This is a genomic window from Aeromonas media (genome assembly GCF_000819985.1).
In the GTDB taxonomy this organism is placed as follows: Bacteria; Pseudomonadota; Gammaproteobacteria; order Enterobacterales; family Aeromonadaceae; genus Aeromonas; species Aeromonas media.
The window spans coordinates 1-18,384 of sequence record NZ_CDBZ01000220.1 but is presented as its reverse complement, the minus strand read 5'-3'; the positions used below and the strand labels follow the sequence as shown (position 1 = coordinate 18,384).

Sequence of the window (18,384 nt, the reverse complement as noted above, 5' to 3'; positions counted from 1 at the left end):
AACCCCCTTAATCCTTACGGAACATCTTCAGCATGCGCTGAGTGACGGTGAAGCCACCGAAGATGTTGATACTGGCAATCAGCACGGCGATAAAGGCCAATACGGTGACCAGGGTCGACCCTTGCCCAATCTGCAGCAGGGCACCGACCACGATAATGCCGGAGATGGCATTGGTGACCGACATCAGCGGCGTGTGCAGGGCGTGAGAGACGTTCCACACCACGTAGTAACCGACCACACAGGCCAGGATGAAGACGGTGAAGTGGGAGAGGAAGGCGGCAGGTGCCACCGCGGCTACCCAACCGAAGGCGGCGATGCCGAGGGCACCGAACACGAACTTCTTGTTGGAGGGCTTGGCTTCTTCCTTCTTCGCTGCCGGTTTGGCGGCGGCCGGCTTCTGCGGCGCGGCGGACACGGCGATGGCGGGGGGCGGGAAGGTCACTTCACCGGCCTGGATCACCGTCATGTTGCGCTGTACCACGTCTTCGAAGTCGATGGCGACGTTGCCGTCCTTCTCCTTGCACATCAGCTTCATCAGGTTGACCAGGTTGGTACCGTAGAGCTGGGAGGATTGGGCGGGCAGACGGCCAGGCAGATCGGTGTAACCTATCACCTTGACACCGTTCGGGGTCACGAACAGCTCGGTCGGCTTGGTATATTCACAGTTTCCGCCGGTGGCGGCAGCCAGATCCACGATGACGGAACCCGGCTTCATGCTGTCGACCATCTCCTTGGTGATCAGCTTGGGCGCCGGGCGACCGGGGATCAGGGCCGTGGTGATGATGATGTCCACTTCCTTGGCCTGCTGGGCAAACAGCTCCATCTCGGCCTTGATGAACTCATCGGACATGACCTTGGCATAACCGTCGCTGGAGGCGCCGTCTTCGCCGCCGAAGTCCAGCTTGAGGAATTCCCCACCCATGGACTCGATCTGCTCGGCAACTTCCAGGCGGGTGTCGAATGCACGCACGATGGCGCCGAGGGAACCGGCGGTCCCGATGGCAGCCAGACCGGCCACACCGGCACCGATCACCAAGACCTTGGCGGGCGGTACTTTGCCGGCGGCGGTGATCTGACCGGTGAAGAAGCGACCGAACTGGTGGGCGGCTTCGACCACGGCGCGATAACCACCGATGTTGGCCATGGAGGAGAGGGCGTCGAGGGACTGGGCACGGGAGATCCGCGGCACCATGTCCATCGCCATCACATTGATGTTGCGCTCGGACAGCTTCTTGACCAGCTCGGGGTTCTGGGCAGGCCAGATGAAGCTCACCAGAGTGGCACCATCCTTAATTTGTGCGATCTCGGCATCGGTCGGCGCGTTGACCTTGAAGATAAGGTCGGCTTGCCAGACGCTCGGCACCACGCTGGCACCGGCAGCCTCGAAGGCGGCATCATCGAAGCTGGCCAGCTGGCCGGCACCGGCCTCGATGGCGACCTCGAAGCCGAGCTTTTTCAGCTGCTCGACGGTGGCCGGGGTCGCTGCGACCCGGGTCTCACCGGCGAGACTCTCTCTCGGTATTCCAATCTGCATGACTATTCCCTGATGGTTAATAAACAATCATTGCCCAGTCTCTCATGTCTGAGGGGACAAGGCATGATCAAAGTGCAGGTCACGGGCCCTTTGTTATGAAAATCAGCAGGCTTTACCTCAACCTCCTGTCATGGTCAGGCCCCCGCTTTTCAGGCGCGAAGGTGATTAGTATCAAATTTTGGAGTTTTATTACAACCACGACCCCGAGCGGGCGGGTACAGAATTCAGCCCATCCCGGACCATGATTAAAAAAAACAAACCAAATTAGTGGCTTATACCAGCAAAATGCGCTGGAAAAAGTGATCCAACCAGTCAAAAAAAATGTTTTGCCGGGCCTCTACCTTAGCGTTTTTTGTTCTTATGAAATATGCCGTTGGCTCATCTGATGAGATGAAAGGGGAAAAAGTAACCGTTTTGTAACGACTCGGGGGCCGCGCCGCCGCCATAAGGCGGGAGCGGGCCCCCTGATTCAACCCCGGACAAGGCCGGAGCTGGTCTCTAGCCTCTTACCAGGCGGCTTCATAAATATGCCGGCTCTGCACCAGGTCGATGTCGCCGTGCTCCCCGAGCGCCGTCATGCCGTGCTCTTCGAGCTTGGCCAGCAGGGTGTCGATATTGGCGTCGGCCAGACCGTAGTCCCGCAGCCGGGTCTTGACCCCCATACGCTCGAAGAAGTCGCGGGTGGCGGCGATGGCACCGTCGATGCGCTCCCCTTCGCTGCCGCTGCGCAGATCCCAGACCCGCTCGGCGTATTGCAGCAGCTTGGCGCGTTTCTGCTCACGCTTGGCATCGAGCAAGGCGGGCAGCACCACTGCCAGGGTCTGGGCGTGGTCGAGGCCGTGCAGGGCGGTCAGCTCGTGGCCCAGCATGTGGGTGGCCCAGTCCTGGGGCACACCGGCCCCGATCAGGCCGTTCAGCGCCAGGGTGGCACTCCACATGATGTTGGCGCGCATGTCGTAATTTTCCCGCTCCACCAGCGCCTTGGGGCCCTCCTCGATCAGGGTCAGCAGCAGGCCTTCGGCGAAGCGATCCTGCACCTTGGCGTTGACCGGGTAGGTGAGGTACTGCTCCAGGGTGTGGATGAAGGCATCCACCACGCCGTTCGCCACCTGGCGGGCCGGCAGTGTATAGGTGAGCACGGGATCCAGCACGGCGAAGCGCGGCATCACGAAGGGGGAGAAGAAGTGCTGCTTGTCGCCGCTGCTCCTGCGGGTGATGACGGCCCCCATGTTCATCTCGGAGCCGGTGGCCGGCAGGGTCAGCACGGCGCCGAGGGGAATGGCGGAAGCCACCTCGCCACCGACCGTCTCGAGGATGTGCCAGGGCTCTTTGGCCAGATCGTAGTGAGCGGCAGCGGCGATAAACTTGGTGCCATCGAGCACGGAGCCACCGCCGACTGCGAGCAGGAAGTCGATCTGCTCGGCACGGGCCAGCTCGACCGCCCCCATCAGGGTCTCGTAAGCCGGGTTGGGCTCTATGCCGCCGAACTCGAACAGGGTCAGGCCCGCCAGTTCGCTGCGGATCTGCGCCAGCAGGCCGCTACGCACCACGCTGCCGCCACCATAGGTGATGAGGACACGGGCGTCGGCCGGGATCTGGCCGCGCAGCTGGGCCACCTGGCCCTTGCCGAACAGCACCTTGGTGGGGGTATGGAGAGTAAAGTTGTTCATCGACATTGCCTTCTTCTGATAGTCCGGCGGCCTGGCCGCAAAATGTTGATTGCATTTTTCTACAGACACCATCTACCATCAAGGCAATATTCTGCACATTGCTTGCCTATTTCTACAAATCATCAGAATCCACCCGGAGCGACCATGTCCAACCGTTACGCCGATCTCGCCGCCAGGCTGGCCCGCCACGTCACCACCCCGGGCATCACAGCTTCTCCGGTTGAGCAGGTGAACCTTATCTACACCACCGAGTATCACGGCCGCACGCCTGTGCTCTACCAGCCCCGGATGATCGTCATACTGCAGGGACACAAGGTGGGCTATCTGGCGGATCAGGTGTTTCGCTACGACCCCAGCCACTACCTGCTGATGACACTGCCGCTGCCCTGCGAGTGCGAGTGCTTCGCCTCCCCCGAGCAGCCCCTCATCGGCTTCTCCCTGGAGATCAACGTCGCCACCCTGCAGGAACTGCTGCTGGAACTGGGGGATGCCCTGCCCGCCCCGGCTGTGCAAAAGAGCGGTGTGCACTCTGTCCCCCTGTCCGAAGAAATGTTCTGTGCCGCCGAGCGATTGATCGATCTGATGGACAAGCCCCACCACGCCCGGGTGCTGGGGCCGCAGACGGTGCGGGAGATGCTGTTCTACGCCCTGCACGAGGGGGGCGGCCCGGCGCTGCAGGCGCTGGCCAATCGTCACAACCATGTGGGCCAGATAGCCCGGGTGCTTCGTATGATAGAGGCGCGCTACGCCGACACCCTGACCATGGAGGAGCTGGCCCGGGAGGTGAACATGAGCGTCTCCGCCTTCCACCACCACTTCAAGGCGGTCACCGCCACCTCGCCCCTGCAATACATCAAGTCGTTTCGCCTGCACAAGGCGCGCATGATGATGCTGCACGACGGCATCAAGGCGGGGGCGGCGGCGGCCAGGGTCGGCTACGAGAGCAACTCCCAGTTCAGCCGGGAGTACAAGCGCTTCTTCGGCAGCACGCCGACGGATCAGGCCTCCCGCTTCCGGGAAGGCCAGTTGCACATCATCGAAGGCTAAAAGAGAGGGATCCCCCATGCGTTCACTGCTTTGTCTGCTCACCGCCTGGCTACTGACGGCCTGCACCGGCCTCGCCGACGGCATCCGCCCCGTCACCGGCTTCCAGCTCGATCGCTACCTCGGCACCTGGTACGAAATCGCCCGTCTCGACCACAGCTTCGAGCGGGGGCTGGAGCGGGTGAGCGCCACCTACAGCCTGCGTGACGACGGCGGCGTCAAGGTGCTCAACCGCGGCCTGCAGAGCGATGGCAGCTGGCGCGAGGCCGAGGGCAAAGCCTACTTCGTCGGTAGTCCTGACGAGGCGCGGCTCAAGGTGAGCTTCTTCGGCCCCTTCTACGGCGGCTACAACGTCATCGACCTCGACCCCGATTACCAGCTCTCCCTGGTGACCAGCTACAACCATGACTATCTGTGGATCCTCTCCCGCTCCCCCAACCCGCCAAAGGAGAAGGTGGATGCGTTGATCGCCAAGGCCAAGGGGCTGGGTTTTGCCACCGACCGGCTGATCTGGGTCAAGCAGACCCCCTGACCCCACGAGAATGCAAAAGGGCAGCCCACGGGCTGCCCTTTTTTGTCGGGAGGATCAGAGCCGGAAGCGGCCTATCTCCTGCTCCAGCCGCTCGGTCAGGGACTTGAGCTCGGCGGCCTGAGCAGCCTCCACTTTCGCCTGCTCTGCCAGCGTCTGGGAGACATGGCGGATGTTCTCGGTGTTGCGGCTGATCTCGCCGGTGACCGAGGTCTGCTCCTCCGCCGCCGCCGCTATCTGGGTCGCCATGTCGCTGATGGCACCGATGGCCTCGTTGATCCGCGCCAGACTCTGGTTGGCAGCCTCCGCATCCTCCACGCTGGTGCCTGCCAGCTGGCGACTGGTCTCCATGCCGCCCACGGCGCGGCGGGTGGTCTGCTGCAGGGCCTCGATCATCTGCTGGATCTCGGCGGTAGAGTCGTGAGTACGACGCGACAGCACCCGCACCTCGTCCGCCACCACGGCAAAGCCGCGGCCCTGCTCACCGGCCCGGGCCGCCTCGATGGCAGCGTTCAGCGCCAGCAGATTGGTCTGCTCGGCGATGCCGCTGATGGTGGCCAGGATGCCGCTGATCTTATGGGCGTGTCCATCCAGCTCATGAATGGTCTGGCTTGCATCAGCCACCTCCCCTGCCAGGCCGCTGATGCTGCGTTGGCTCTGACCGACCTGGGACTGACCGGCGACGGCCAGCCTGACCGCATCCCCCGAGGTGGTGGCGGCAAACTCGGCGTTGCCGGCGATCTCCTGAGTGGCGGATGCCATCTCGGTCACCGCGGTCGCCACCATGACGATCTCGTCCTGCTGCTGGCGCACTCGCTGGCTGCGCTCCTCTGCCCCCGCCGCCTGGGTTCTGGACTGGGCCGCCAGCTCGACGGTGACGTCCCGCAACCGGCTGACGATACCGTGCAACCGGGCCACGAACAGGTTGAAGTTCTGGGCCAGCAGCCCCACCTCGTCCCTGCTTTGGGCCACGATCTGCACCGTGAGATCCCCCTCGCCGTGAGCGATGTCGGCAAGTGCCTTCGACACCCGGCCGAGATCGGCAAACAGGTAATTGAAGATGGCGATGAGCAGGGCGCTGAACACCAGCAGCAGCACCAGAGTCAGCCCCACCAGCTGCCACAGCAGACTGGCGAAGGGCGCTTCCAGCACATCCTTGTACATCACCATGGCGAGCAGCCAGTCGGTGCCTGGCACCCCCTGCACCGACAGCAGCACGTCGCGCCCCGCTATGGTGGCGCCGTGCAGCTCACCGTCCCGGCTCCAGCCATCCAGGGTCGCCCCGGTGAGGCCGGGGGCCAGCTCGGCCACCTGCTTGAGGGCCAGCGCCTTCTGCGGGTGACCGACGATCAGGCCGGAGCGGTCGAGCAGCATGGCGTACCCCTCCCCTTGCACCTTCATGGCCAGCACCTCATCGATGAGGTCATCCAGGGAGAGGTCCGCACCGGCCACCCCGATCACCTGACCCTGATGGCTCACCGGCTCGGCCAGGGTCACCACCATCTGCTGCATGGTCACGCTGACGTAGGGCGCGGTGACGATGAGCTTGCCCGCCTTGGTGGCATTCTGATACCAGGGACGCACCCTGGGATCGTAGTTGGCGGTGTTGAGGGAGGGATCGTGGCGAGTCATGGCCCCCTGCACCGAACCAAAATAGGTGAGGCCAAAGCCACCGGAGGTACGGGTCTGCAGCAGGTGTGGCACCAGGGTTGCCTCGGGATTGTCGGCAATCACCGCGGTCAGGCCATTGACCGCATGCCGACGATCTGCCAACCAGTTGCCGATGGCCACCGAGTGGGCGTGGCCGTAGTTGACCGCCTCGCTCTGGATGGCGCCAAGAGTGCGTGATTTGAGGGTGTGGAAGGCGACGATACCGAGCAGGGCTGCCATCAGCAGCACTACCCCCAGGCTGGCCGCGAGCAACTTGCCGCGCAACGAGAGAGTCATGACAACGAATCCTTGTGGTAGCAGGGGGTTGAAAATACCCCCATCTTGGTAGTAGGTATCGGCGGTATCCACGCTGGACTTTAGTGAATCTGATTGATTTCTCGTGCCTCGACAACGGGTTGTGCTGCAAGTCACGAAAATCACGAGATCCCCAACCGACATCGGCGGAGGCTATCCCGGGGTGACGCTTGTGATAGGTTGGGACTCTTTTTTGCCCCCAATGGAGACCCCCATGCCCCGAAATATCGAGATCAAGGCCAGGATCGAGCGGATCGATCTCCTTCATCCCAAGGCGACCGCCATCGCCGACTGTGGCCCCATCGAGATAGCGCAGGATGACACCTTCTTTCGCTGCGACGCCGGCCGCCTCAAGCTGCGCACCCTCTCCCCCTGCAGCGGTGAGCTCATCTTCTACCGCCGTGCCGATCTGCAGGGGCCCAAGGAGAGCTTCTATCACCTGACCCCGACCAGCGAGCCGGACCGGCTGCGGGAGACCCTCAGTCTGGCCTGCGGTCAGATCGGCAGGGTACGGAAGATGCGCACCCTTTTCCTGGTCGGCAGGACCCGGATCCACCTCGATCGGGTGGAGGGGCTGGGTCACTTCCTCGAGCTGGAGGTGGTGCTGGAGGAATGCGAACCGCTCGAGGCGGGGATGCGGGAGGCCCACGACATCATGGCACGCCTCGGGGTGGAGCACTCCCAGCTGATCGAGGGCGCATACCTGGATCTGCTGCTCCGGCAGCGGGCCTGAATGCAAGGAGGCCGCCCAGAGGCGGCCTCTTCCTTTCAGCTACGGCACGGGGACTCCTATTTCACCCGCGCGATGGCGGTGTTGACCCTCAGGTTGGTGGCATCCAGCCCCGGCCGCTGGCCGTGGAAGTCAAATGCCAGCTCGACCCCGGGGCGGAACAGCAGGCAATGGGTGGAGCCACCGAAGTGGAACATGCCGAGCGGATCCCCCTTCTTCACTCTGTCCCCCACCCTCACCGTGACGTCGCAACTCGACACCTCCGCCATCCCCACCGGCACCACGCACATCAGGCCGATTTTGGGGTTGTCGGCCTCGATGAAGATCAGCGCCCGGGTGGCTACCGAGGTGAGGAACGGCTGGGAGTTGTTCGGTGCGCTGGGATCGGCGCCGTCACTGTCGAGGAAGCCCTCGAACTGATTCTCCAGGTAGTAGGTGCCATTGACCACGCGCACCTTGCGAATGATCCCGCTCACCGGGCTGTGCCAGCGGTGATAACTCAAGGCGCTGAGAAAGGCCTGATACACAGTGCAGCCGTCGAACAGGGGGGCGCTCTCGTCAAAGTCGAGCATGTTGTCCAGCGAGTAGGGTTGGCCCTTGAGCCAGAAGCGATCGCTGAGACTCACATCCCCCGTCACCTGCAGCGGCGCCGACTCGCAGGCGCTGACGATGACGCCGTCGTCCTCCGGCGCCGACACCGGCCGCACGCCGGGACGGAAGGTGCGGGTGAAGAAGTCATCCCAGCAGCCAAAACCCTGGTATTCGGCCGCCGGATCGCACTGGAAGATCTGCTCGAAACGAGCGGGTGTGGGGTCAGACCCCTCCCCGAACGCCCCTCTGGCCACCTGCACCATCTCGGCCTTGGCCACCTCGCCGAGCCAGGGGACGATCAGGGTCTCCCTGTCCAGCCGACTGACCGGCTCGGTCAGCACATAGCGGGAGGCCGGACTTTGCAGAAACTGCGCCCAGTAATCGAGGATCTTCTTGAACTGCTGGTTCACCAGGGCGTTGGCGAAGAAGTGATAGCCGGAGCGGGTCGCCATGGGCCAGTCGAGCAGGGCGTTGATGGGAAAGCCGATGAGGCCGGAGGGCTCGTGAGTGGGGATGTCCTGATAGGCCTCGGGGGCCGTGGTCATGATGCCGTTGAGCAAGGCCAGGAACTCGTCGAAGCTCTGTACCTCGATCTGGCCGAGCGGGGTCAGGTGCTCATGGCGCCAGGCCTCCCTGAACATGGCATTGGCCTGGGCGTGCAACAGGGGATCGCCGTTGACCAGATCCCGCAACTCGGCGATGGGTGCGGCCAGCGGTCCCGATTGCTGCGTCACATAGTGTTTCAGTCGCGCTATCCAACGCCGGATGTGGGCCTGATCCTGTGGCACCCAGCCACCGGGGCGGGCTCTGTTCATGCGGGTTTCAACGGCCTTGTTCATCATGCCTCTCCTCACTCTCGCTTCGCGTTCCCCGTTGCCGGTCGGAACGCCCGGTTGCTTGCACGCGCGCCAGTGAGGCGCAGCTCATGTGGTGTAGCACAGGGCGCCAGACAGCACGATTGCCAGAAACAACAGGGCAAAAAGCGGCAATAGCGGCTAGCGAAGCGCAATCGGGCCGAACCGTTGAGGCTCAAGGGATATACGGGAAGGCAGCTCAGCGAGGGCAGTCAGCCGCTGCCACCAGGATGGGTAAAGAGGATGACAGAAATGCGAAAGGCCAGCTCAATGAGCTGGCCTTTCTGAAAATGGCAGGGGCGGCAGGACTCGAACCCGCAACCATCGGTTTTGGAGACCGCTGTTCTACCAATTGGAACTACGCCCCTGCAACAACGAGGCGAATTATACAAAGCCGGGATCAAAGGTAAAGGCTTTTTTTCTCACTTTCGATGCGATCGAACAATTCACGAGCAAATCATGGCAATTCCCGCAACCAGCCGGGGTAACTTGCTGTATTTGCAGTCCCGCCGGGGTAGGAATGGGGCATAAATGGGGGTAGGGTGAAACCAGCAACAGGGAGGTCGCTCATGCTCAATTACCGACTGCTTCAACAACTTGCGCCCCTCAACTTCCGGGATGAGCGCAAAACCGAGTCTCTGCCAGACTATCTCGAGCGGGTCTCCCCCCTGGTGCCCTTCATCCCCCAAAATGTGCTGACACAATGGATTTACCGCCATTGGCGCGGTTTTGAGTCCAACTGGAGCTTTATCGACCTCGCCCGCCACCGGTTCGAGTGCGAAGCCTGGGAGACGACCCAGGTCGTGAGCCAGATAGGCTCCCGCCACATGGAGGTGATCGAGCGTTGGGGCGAGATGCTGCGCAGCAACCGCTATGTGCGTCGTTCCTGGCTCGGTGAAGACATGCTGAGCCGGGGCACCTGGTCCGAGCCCATCATAGTGCTCGCCCCCGAGCCCGGTGCCTGCTACCCAGATGGCCAACCCCTGCCGCAGCCATATTGTCTGCTGGAGGGGCACCACCGACTCGGTTATCTGCGCAGCATGGCCACGGATGGACTGCCGCTGCAGCCTGAGCACCAGGTCTGGATTTGTCGACCCGTTCGCGACACTCAAACGTTTTTACCGGCAAATCCTGCCTCTGAAATAAATTTTTGACAATTCAAAAACCAGCCCTATAATCTGTCCGGTTTTGAAAAAGGTCGGGACAGGACGATGCCGTTTTTGATGAAAAAAGCAGCCTTGCAGACGGGTGGAGCGCACCAGAGCGGCCCCGTTGTTTCCGGTTTCCGACCCACAGATCCCCAGTTGTTTTTAAAAAGAGCCCCTGTTTCAGGGGCTTTTTTTTGTGCCAGAAAAACCTTCATTGATGTCAAAGGGAATGCAGACGATGACCAATCCACTCTATAACAAACACGTCATCTCCATCTCGGACCTGACCCGGTCCGACATGGAACTGGTGGTCGCCACCGCACAGCGGTTGAAGGCCGAACCCGACACCCGCCTGCTGAAAGACAAGCTGGTCGCCAGCTGCTTCTTCGAGGCCTCCACCCGCACTCGTCTCTCCTTCGAGACCGCGGTACAGCGCCTTGGCGGCAACATCATCGGCTTCGCCGACGGCGGCAACACCAGCGCCAAGAAGGGCGAGACCCTGGCCGACTCCATCAAGATCATCGGCTCCTATGCCGATGCCGTGGTGATGCGCCACCCGAAGGAGGGCGCCGCCCGTCTGGCCTCCGAGCTCTCCCGGGTGCCTGTCATCAACGGCGGTGACGGCTCCAACCAGCATCCGACCCAGACCCTGCTCGACCTGTTCTCCATCCACGAGACCCAAGGCAAGCTGGACGGTCTCAACGTGGCCTTCGTCGGTGACCTGAAATATGGCCGCACCGTCCACTCCCTGGCCCAGGCCCTGAGCCTGTTCAACTGCCGCTTCTTCTTCATCTCTCCGGAAGCCCTGGCGATGCCGGACTACCTCTGCGAAGAGCTGGAAGAGAAGGGCATTCAGTTCAGCGTCCACGAGACCATGGAAGAGGTGATGCCGGAGCTGGACATCCTCTACATGACCCGGGTCCAGAAAGAGCGCTTCGACGAGACGGAGTACAAGCACATGGCCGCCAAGTTCGTGCTGGAGCTGGCGACTCTGGAAGGGGCCAAGCCCACCATGAAGATCCTGCATCCCCTGCCCCGGGTCGACGAGATCGAGGTCGCCGTCGACAAGACTCCCCACGCCTACTACTTCCAGCAGGCAGAGAACGGAGTCTATGCACGCCAGGCGCTGCTGGCACTGGTACTGAACGAAACCGTCTAAGGGAAAAGGGGAACATCATGTCCGAGAAGAACCAACTGCAAGTCGAAGCCATCCGTCACGGCTCCGTCATCGACCACGTCCCCGCCGGCCAGGGCATCAAGATCCTCAAGCTATTCCAGCTGATCGAGACCCAGGAGCGGATCACCGTCGGCTTCAACCTGAAATCCGGCGCCCTGGGCAAGAAGGATCTCATCAAGATAGAGAACACCCGGCTGACCGAGCAGCAGGCCAACCAGCTTGCGCTGTTTGCCCCGACCGCGACCGTCAACATCATCGAAGACTTCGCCGTGGTGAAGAAGCACCAGCTGAAGCTGCCGGAGTTCATCGCCGGGGTCTTCCACTGCCCCAACTCCAACTGCATCTCCCACAACGAGCCGGTGGACAGCTACTTCCGGGTGCGCGAAGTGAAGGGCGCGGTGCGCATGAAGTGCAAATACTGCGAGAAATCCTTCACCCAGGACATCGTCAGCGAACGCTATTGATACTCTGTCGGGCCCTGCGGGGCCCATTTTTGACCCCTGTCACATCACTTATTCCCCCTTTGGTTATAATTTGCCATCTCGCAACGGCTAGACATCGCTCATCACCTACCGAAATGCTCGTCATCAGTGTTTTTCGCTATGAAAAACAAGCATGACAGACTGAGCGCCATAGCCATCTGTCATCGTCAAAGGAAGTCGCCATGGTCAAGACCCTCAGTCGCCCCCCGGAACAGGAGTCCGACCTGGCCCAGCTCGATGCCTGCCGCCAGATCATCGGCCAGCACTGCTACAGCACCCAGGAAGAGATCCGCCGCGAGCTGGCGGAGCGCGGCTTCGCCGACATCAGCCAGTCCACCATCTCCCGTCTGCTGCGCCGTCTCGGCGTCGCCAAGGCCCAGAATGCCAATGGCAAGAAGGTCTACACGCTAGTGGATGATCAGCTGGAGCCCGCCGGCAGCACCCGATCCGTGCACGACATGGTGCGCGCCGTGGTGCACAACCAGCAGATGGTGCTGGTGCACACCACCCCGGGGGCCGCGACTGTGGTAGCCCGCCTGCTGGATCGCCACGCCGATCCCGAGATCCTGGGGGCCGTCGCCGGCAACGACGTGGTGCTGATAGCCCCGCGCCATATCAGCCGCACCCGTCAGGCCCACGCCGCCGTGGTGCGCACCCTGGAGCAGGCGCGCTAAGCCAAGCCCGCATGCAGCAAGGCGACCCCTGGGTCGCCTTTTTGTTGCCTGTCATCCTGTGGCCATAAAAAAACGGGAGCCTTCAGGCTCCCGTTTCATCTTGCTTGCCATCCTCAGGAGAGCATGGCCCCCAGGCTCAGGCAGGCCACGATCAGCACGGTCAGCAGGCCGAGCAGAGGCGCCACCCACTTCAGCCAGCGCACATAGGGCACCTTGGCAATCGCCAGGCCACCCATGACCACGGCGGAGGTCGGGGTCACCAGGTTCACCAGACCGGAGGCGGACTGGTAAGCGGTCACCACCAGCTCGCGGCCCACGTTGGCGAAGTCGGCAAGCGGCGCCATGATCGGCATGGTCAGCACCGCCAGACCGGAGGAGGACGGCACCAGGAAGGAGAGCACCACTTCCAGCACGAACATCACGTTGATGAACACCACGGTGGAGAGGCCGGTGACGATCCCTTCCGCACTGTTCAAGATGGTGTGGGTGATCATGCCATTGTCCATCACCACCACGATACCGCGAGCGATACCGATGATGAGGGCCACGCCGAGCAGGTCACGGGCACCGTCGATGAAGTTGGAGGTCAGCTCCTCCTCGCTCATGCGGGAGATGATGCCGACGATGATGGCGGCGGCCAGGAAGACGCCGGAGATCTGCGCCATCCACCAGCCGAGCACGGCCACCCCGTAGATCATCACGGCGAAGGCGGCGACGAAGATACCCAGCACTATCTTGCGGGTAAGAGTGAACTCCAGCATCTGATCGCTCTTGTTGCCGAGGAAGTGGGCACGGTTCTCTTCCCACTTGTCGGCCACCAGAGACTTGCTGGGGTTGTTGCGCACCATCTTGGCGTAACGCATGACATAGGCGACGCACAGCAGCCAGCCGGCGACCAGCATGGCGACCCGCAGCCAGATGCCGTCGGTGAAGGAGATGCCGGCCGCGTTGGCGGCAATCACGGTGGCGAACGGGTTGATGGTAGAACCCAGAGTACCGATACCGGCACCCAGCAATACGGTCGCGGCGGCGACCACAGGGTCGAAGCGGGCGGCCATCATCACGGGCACCAGCAGGGTGTAGAAGGGCAGCGACTCTTCCGCCATGCCGTAGATGGTGCCCCCTGCGGCGAACAACGCCATCAGGATCGGGATCATCCACTCCTCGCGGCCACGCAGACGATCGGTGACGCGCTCGATACCGGCATCGATGGCACCTGTCTTGGTCACAATGCCAAGGAAGCCGCCGATGATCAGGATGAAGAGGGAGACGTCGATGGCGCCTGCCTCATAGGTGTCGTGGTTGTAGAGGCCGTCGATGGGTGCCAGCAGCACGTCGACTATCCCCTGGGGATTGGCATCCACCAGCTTGTAGGTACCGGCCACCGGCACTTCCTTGCCGAGGGCTTCATTCATTACCATGTCGTATTTGCCGGCCGGCACTATCCAGCTCAGGGCGGCCACCAGGGCGATCAGCACAAACAATATGGTGTAGGCTGACGGGAACTTGAATTTGGTCATGGTCCAGCTTCCTTCTGTGGTGCGGTATCCATGTATCTGCGGGTCGTAGGGTTAGAGGTATTATGCCGCTGTCACATGGTCGAAAAGCCGGGGGTTACCCCCCGGCACCACTACTGCGACCTTAGTCGCCCAGCGTAGCAACCATCACTGCCTTGATGGTGTGCATCCGGTTTTCGGCCTCGTCGAATACTATGCTGTGCTCGGATTCGAACACGTCCTCGGTCACTTCCAGACCCTTCATGCCGTATTTGTCAGCCACTTCCTTGCCCATGGTGGTCTCGTCGTTGTGGAACGCCGGCAGGCAGTGCATGAACTTCACGTCCGGGTTCTTGGTGGCGTTGATGACGTCCATGTTGATCTGATAGGGGGTCATCAGTTTGACGCGCTGATCCCAGGCTTCTTTCGCTTCCCCCATGGAAACCCAGACGTCGGTGTAGAGGAAGTCGGTACCCAGCACCCCCTCCTTCACGTCTTCGGTCAGATGGATGCGCGCACCGGTCTCTTCGGCGATTTGGCGGCACTTGGCGACCAGCTCTTCTTCCGGCCAGAAGGCCTTCGGCGCAACCAGGCGGATGTCCATGCCCATCTTGGCGGCACCGACCATCAGGGAGTTGCCCATGTTGTTGCGAGCATCACCCAGGTAGGCGAACTTGATTTGATCCAGGCGCTTGCCCTTGCCGTGCTCCAGCATGGTCATGAAGTCGGCCAGGATCTGGGTCGGGTGGAATTCGTTGGTCAGACCGTTCCAGACCGGTACACCGGCATGGGCGCCCAGCTCTTCGACGATCTCCTGACCGAAACCACGGTACTCGATGCCGTCATACATGCGGCCCAGCACCCGGGCGGTGTCCTTCATGGACTCCTTGTGGCCGATCTGGGAACCGCTTGGGCCGAGGTAGGAGACCTGGGCGCCTTGGTCGAAGGCCGCCACTTCAAACGCGCAGCGGGTACGGGTGGAGGTCTTCTCGAAGATCAGGGCAATGTTTTTGCCGGTCAGGTGTTTACGCTCATAGCCACCGTATTTGGCTTTCTTCAGGTCGATGGCCAGATCGATCATGTATTGGATTTCGCGCGGGGTGAAGTCCAGCAGTTTCAGGAAGTTACGGTTACGCAGATTAAAAGCCATGATGAGTTCTCTCTATATTTGTTCAGACCAATTTGGGCAGTGTCATTGACTACGCAGTACACATTACAAAGTTGTTCGGTTACTCAGGCATTCACGGTATGGGTGGCGACGATATTGGTGCCGGCTTCACCCTTGAGGATGGCGAGGCCATCTTCCAGAGAGCCGATGCCAACCATGCCGCCGGTCGCCTTGACGAATTCACAGGAGGCTTCGACTTTCGGTCCCATGGAGCCGGCATCGAACTTGACGCCAGCCAGTTCGGTCGGGCTGGTCACCCGCAGCGGGTGCTGGGTCGGCTTGCCCCAATCCAGGTAGACGGCATCGGCGTCGGTCAGGATCAGCAGGGCATCGGCCTTGATCTGCTTGGCCAGGTAGGCGGCAGACATGTCCTTGTCGATGACGGCTTCGATGCCGGTCAGGCACTGGCCATCCCAGGTCACAGGAATGCCACCACCACCGGTACAGATGATGAGGTGTCCCTGGGCGATCAGGGTTTCGATGGCATCGCCTTCGACGATGCGCTGGGGCAGCGGGGACGGCACCACGCGGCGGAAGAACTTGCCATCAGCCTTGACCACCCAGTGCTTCTCTTCGGCCAGGATGCGGGCTTCCGCTTCCTCATAGACGGGGCCGATGAACTTGGTCGGATTGGCGAAGGCGGGATCCTTGGGATCGACCTGTACCTGAGTCAGCAGCGCGGTGACGTTGCGGCTCGGCATCAGGTTTTTCAGCTCCTGGATCAGCATGTAGCCGATCATGCCCTGGGACTCGGCACCCAGCACATCCAGGGGATAGGGCGCGACCTTGGTGTAGGCGCTGTTTTGCAGGGCCAGCAGGCCGACTTGCGGGCCGTTGCCGTGCACCAGCACCACGTTGTACTCCTCGGCGATCAGGGCGATGGTCTTGGCGGCGGTGGCGATGTTCTTGCGCTGGATGTCAGCTTCGAGCGGCTCTCCACGACGGAGCAGAGCATTGCCACCCAGGGCGACGACGACAGTTGGTTTTTTCATGAGTGTTACTCTCGAGTCTTGGTGTGTGTGGCGCCAGCCTCTGCCGGCGCCACGCCGTCTTGTCAGATGCCGTCACGTTCCATCGGGCAACTCATGCAGCGGGCGCCGCCGCGGCCACGTCCCAGCTCTTCACCCGGGATGGGCAGCACTGTGATACCGGCCTTGTCGTATTTCTCGTTGGTGTAGGTGTTGCGCTCGTAACCCACGACCACGCCGGGGCGCACGGTCAGCACGTTGTTCGCATCGTTCCACTGCTCGCGCTCGGCCTCGAAGGTGTCGCCGCCGGTGGTGATGAGCTTGAGCTGATCCACCCCCAGCGCCTTCTCGATGGCGGTCACGAAGTAGCCCTCTTCCTTGATGTTCATGCCGGTAGCGCCGCCCGGGGTCAGGCTCCAGCAGTTCACATCCTTGCGGATGACCTCCGGATAGACGGAGAAGGTGTCTATGTCCATGTGGGTCATAACGGTGTCCAGGTGCATGCAGCTACGGTGTTTCGGCAGTTGCATGGCGATGACCTGCTTGGCCTGGCCGTGCTTGAACAGGCCGCGGGCCAGGTGCTCGACACCTTGCGGCGTGGTGCGCTCGGACATGCCGATCAGCACGGCGCCACGGCCGATGACCAGAACGTCGCCCCCTTCGATGGTGGAGTTGTCGTAGTCACGATCCTCGTCACCGAAGTACTTGATGAAGTCCTGACCGGCAAACTGCGGGTGCCAGCGGTAGATGGCCTTCACATGGTTGGTCTCGCGGCGACGGGCAGCCTTGGCCATGGGGTTGATGGAGACGCCGCCATAAACCCAGCAGGAGGTGTCACGGGTGAAGAGGTGGTTGGGCAGCGGCTCTATGATGAAATCGGTCGGGGCGTGCATGCCGACCACCATGTTGACGCCACTGTAGGGCATCTCTGAGTAGGTCAGGCCACCGGAGAGGATGCGGGCCAGTTCGCGGTGCGGCATGTCAGCCAGGAAGCAGCGCACGTCATTGGCAAGGGAAGAACCGAGGCGATAATCGGACACCTGATGTTGCAGCAGCCAGGTTTTGGCTTCCGGTACATCCAGGGTCTCGGCCAGCAGGTTGGTCAGCAGGAAGACTTCGACATTCTGATCGCGCAGTACCTGAGCGAATTTGTCGTGCTCCTGACCGGCACGTTCAACCGACAGGACATCATCAAACAGCAGATCCTGGCAGTTGGAGGGGGTCAGACGCTTCAGACTGAGGTTGGGGCGATGCAACATGACACGACGCAATTGGCCAACTTCAGAACCTACATAAAATTTGCTCATGATTATATTCCGTCTAGCAGTGGTCCCTGCGAGTGATTGAATAGATTCCTTCTATTCTGGCTCGTGGCTAAGGCGGGATATTCTTTATGTAGGGTACTCAGCTTGTGTTCTATCCTGCCCTTGCCTTTCGTGACAGAGGTTAGAACTAGCAATCAACGTAAACTTGGACATTGATCACATTCACTCGAGACTGAATAAAATCAGGAGTTAATTTATGATGGAGTTTACATAAATGACATTTACCCATTAATGCCAGCCGCATTATTACGCAACAAAGGCAGTATTTATTTCATCAAGATAGCGTTTTCATTCATGTGTGATATCTATAAATGGATATGAGAGATTAAAAATAACCAATAAAATCAAATGCATGGGCTTGTGTTATTTTTTGTTTGAATTTTATGCGTTCATCCATGCATTTATCCTCATAAATGCTCCCTTCCCTCACCACATAAATAGTCATCTGCATCCCTTCGCCTGAATAATCCATCTCTTGTCCCAGATCATGGCATCGGCCCCAACCCGCACGGACAGCCCTCCGTATCAGGGTCCTCATCACATCTCCTTTATATGGATATGCATTCTGATCGCATCCTGACGATGCTTTTCTCACCAGGCCCATTGCATCCAGGTTTTAAAGTTTTTTCATTAGTTGAATTTATTGCGCCACCTTGCGCAGCTCCCCGGTTCGCCTTAACTCAGAAAGTGATCAGGATCACGCTGTTTTTCTATCACCAAGGAGATAACCATGAAGATCAAATCGCTGTTTCTGCTCGTCGCCCTGGTTCTACCCATGGTCCCGGCTCTGGTTCAGGCCCAGGGTGCTCCCGCCATGCCGCTGGTGGTGTGCCATGTTGACCAGGCCCCACAGATGCTGGTGCCCGCCTACCTGTGCCAATGGTATGGTGGTCAGCAACATCACTGATACTGCCCCCAGGGGGAGGATCCCTCCTCCTGGCTTGTCAGCGCCCCACGCCGGTATACCCCTCCCCCGATAGCCAGCTCCTGTTAGCCGCTTCCGGCCAGCAACCCCATGCAACCCTCCGT

Annotated in this window: 17 protein-coding genes and 1 tRNA gene; 8 read left to right on the top strand and 10 right to left on the bottom strand. The window is 61.0% G+C overall.

Features of this window, described 5'->3' with window-relative positions; genetic code table 11:
• Window positions 1–7 precede the first annotated feature (7 nt).
• Together pntA and yqhD are read right to left on the bottom strand one after the other, a co-directional pair.
• Entirely contained in the window at window positions 8–1,534 is a 1,527-nt protein-coding gene (pntA, locus tag BN1127_RS19785) for a Re/Si-specific NAD(P)(+) transhydrogenase subunit alpha (protein ID WP_042650586.1), read from the bottom strand.
• A 506-nt stretch (window positions 1,535–2,040) separates the two neighbouring features.
• The gene (gene yqhD, locus BN1127_RS19780) at window positions 2,041–3,204 is read right to left on the bottom strand and encodes an alcohol dehydrogenase (protein ID WP_042650585.1); all 1,164 of its coding nucleotides are present in this window, start codon (window positions 3,202–3,204) and stop codon (window positions 2,041–2,043) included.
• A 144-nt stretch (window positions 3,205–3,348) separates the two neighbouring features.
• On the opposite strand from yqhD, the gene BN1127_RS19775 reads away from it, so the two are divergent.
• Both BN1127_RS19775 and BN1127_RS19770 read left to right on the top strand, forming a co-directional pair.
• Complete coding sequence (locus BN1127_RS19775) at window positions 3,349–4,251, top strand: AraC family transcriptional regulator (RefSeq protein ID WP_042650584.1); 903 nt, start codon at window positions 3,349–3,351, stop codon at window positions 4,249–4,251.
• Between the two features lie 16 nt (window positions 4,252–4,267).
• The gene (locus BN1127_RS19770) at window positions 4,268–4,780 is read left to right on the top strand and encodes a lipocalin family protein (RefSeq protein ID WP_042650583.1); all 513 of its coding nucleotides are present in this window, start codon (window positions 4,268–4,270) and stop codon (window positions 4,778–4,780) included.
• A 54-nt stretch (window positions 4,781–4,834) separates the two neighbouring features.
• On the opposite strand, the gene BN1127_RS19765 is transcribed toward BN1127_RS19770, so the two are convergent.
• Window positions 4,835–6,724 carry a methyl-accepting chemotaxis protein gene (locus BN1127_RS19765; protein ID WP_042650582.1) on the bottom strand — a complete coding sequence of 630 codons (1,890 nt, stop codon included), beginning with the start codon at window positions 6,722–6,724 and terminating at the stop codon, window positions 4,835–4,837.
• Between the two features lie 232 nt (window positions 6,725–6,956).
• Between BN1127_RS19765 and BN1127_RS19760 the strand changes: the two genes are divergently transcribed.
• Entirely contained in the window at window positions 6,957–7,475 is a 519-nt protein-coding gene (locus BN1127_RS19760) for a class IV adenylate cyclase (protein ID WP_042650581.1), read from the top strand.
• 56 nt (window positions 7,476–7,531) lie between these two features.
• Here the strand turns inward: BN1127_RS19760 and BN1127_RS19755 are convergent, their stop codons facing one another.
• On the bottom strand, window positions 7,532–8,902 hold the full coding sequence (locus BN1127_RS19755) for a phosphatidylserine decarboxylase family protein (protein WP_042650580.1): 1,371 nt from the start codon (window positions 8,900–8,902) through the stop codon (window positions 7,532–7,534).
• Window positions 8,903–9,208: 306 nt separating this feature from the next.
• Window positions 9,209–9,285, bottom strand: a tRNA-Trp gene (locus BN1127_RS19750).
• Between the two features lie 201 nt (window positions 9,286–9,486).
• Between BN1127_RS19750 and BN1127_RS19745 the strand changes: the two genes are divergently transcribed.
• The 4 genes from BN1127_RS19745 (at window position 9,487) to BN1127_RS19730 (ending at window position 12,398) form a co-directional block, all read left to right on the top strand.
• The gene (locus tag BN1127_RS19745) at window positions 9,487–10,071 is read left to right on the top strand and encodes a hypothetical protein (RefSeq protein WP_042650579.1); all 585 of its coding nucleotides are present in this window, start codon (window positions 9,487–9,489) and stop codon (window positions 10,069–10,071) included.
• A 232-nt stretch (window positions 10,072–10,303) separates the two neighbouring features.
• Window positions 10,304–11,224, top strand: a complete 921-nt coding sequence (pyrB, locus tag BN1127_RS19740; protein ID WP_042650578.1) for an aspartate carbamoyltransferase — start codon at window positions 10,304–10,306, stop codon at window positions 11,222–11,224.
• Window positions 11,225–11,241: 17 nt separating this feature from the next.
• Window positions 11,242–11,706: an aspartate carbamoyltransferase regulatory subunit gene (gene pyrI, locus BN1127_RS19735; RefSeq protein ID WP_005324452.1), complete on the top strand. Its 465-nt coding sequence runs from the start codon at window positions 11,242–11,244 to the stop codon at window positions 11,704–11,706.
• Window positions 11,707–11,906: 200 nt separating this feature from the next.
• Entirely contained in the window at window positions 11,907–12,398 is a 492-nt protein-coding gene (locus BN1127_RS19730) for an arginine repressor (protein ID WP_005324454.1), read from the top strand.
• Between the two features lie 113 nt (window positions 12,399–12,511).
• Here the strand turns inward: BN1127_RS19730 and BN1127_RS19725 are convergent, their stop codons facing one another.
• The 5 genes from BN1127_RS19725 to BN1127_RS19705 all read right to left on the bottom strand — a co-directional run bounded on the left by BN1127_RS19725 (window position 12,512) and on the right by BN1127_RS19705 (window position 17,893).
• Window positions 12,512–13,918: a YfcC family protein gene (locus BN1127_RS19725; protein ID WP_042650577.1), complete on the bottom strand. Its 1,407-nt coding sequence runs from the start codon at window positions 13,916–13,918 to the stop codon at window positions 12,512–12,514.
• A gap of 121 nt (window positions 13,919–14,039) precedes the next feature.
• On the bottom strand, window positions 14,040–15,044 hold the full coding sequence (gene argF / locus BN1127_RS19720) for an ornithine carbamoyltransferase (protein ID WP_042650576.1): 1,005 nt from the start codon (window positions 15,042–15,044) through the stop codon (window positions 14,040–14,042).
• A gap of 83 nt (window positions 15,045–15,127) precedes the next feature.
• The gene (arcC, locus tag BN1127_RS19715) at window positions 15,128–16,054 is read right to left on the bottom strand and encodes a carbamate kinase (RefSeq protein ID WP_042650575.1); all 927 of its coding nucleotides are present in this window, start codon (window positions 16,052–16,054) and stop codon (window positions 15,128–15,130) included.
• A gap of 62 nt (window positions 16,055–16,116) precedes the next feature.
• Window positions 16,117–17,337, bottom strand: coding sequence for an arginine deiminase (gene arcA, locus BN1127_RS19710; protein WP_042650574.1), 1,221 nt, complete (start codon window positions 17,335–17,337; stop codon window positions 16,117–16,119).
• Between the two features lie 343 nt (window positions 17,338–17,680).
• Window positions 17,681–17,893 (bottom strand): hypothetical protein, encoded by a 213-nt coding sequence (locus BN1127_RS19705; RefSeq protein ID WP_042650573.1) that lies wholly within the window; start codon window positions 17,891–17,893, stop codon window positions 17,681–17,683.
• A gap of 192 nt (window positions 17,894–18,085) precedes the next feature.
• On the opposite strand from BN1127_RS19705, the gene BN1127_RS22270 reads away from it, so the two are divergent.
• A complete protein-coding gene (locus BN1127_RS22270; protein ID WP_005333052.1) occupies window positions 18,086–18,262 on the top strand; it encodes a hypothetical protein in 177 nt (58 codons plus the stop codon).
• Window positions 18,263–18,384: the final 122 nt, after the last annotated feature.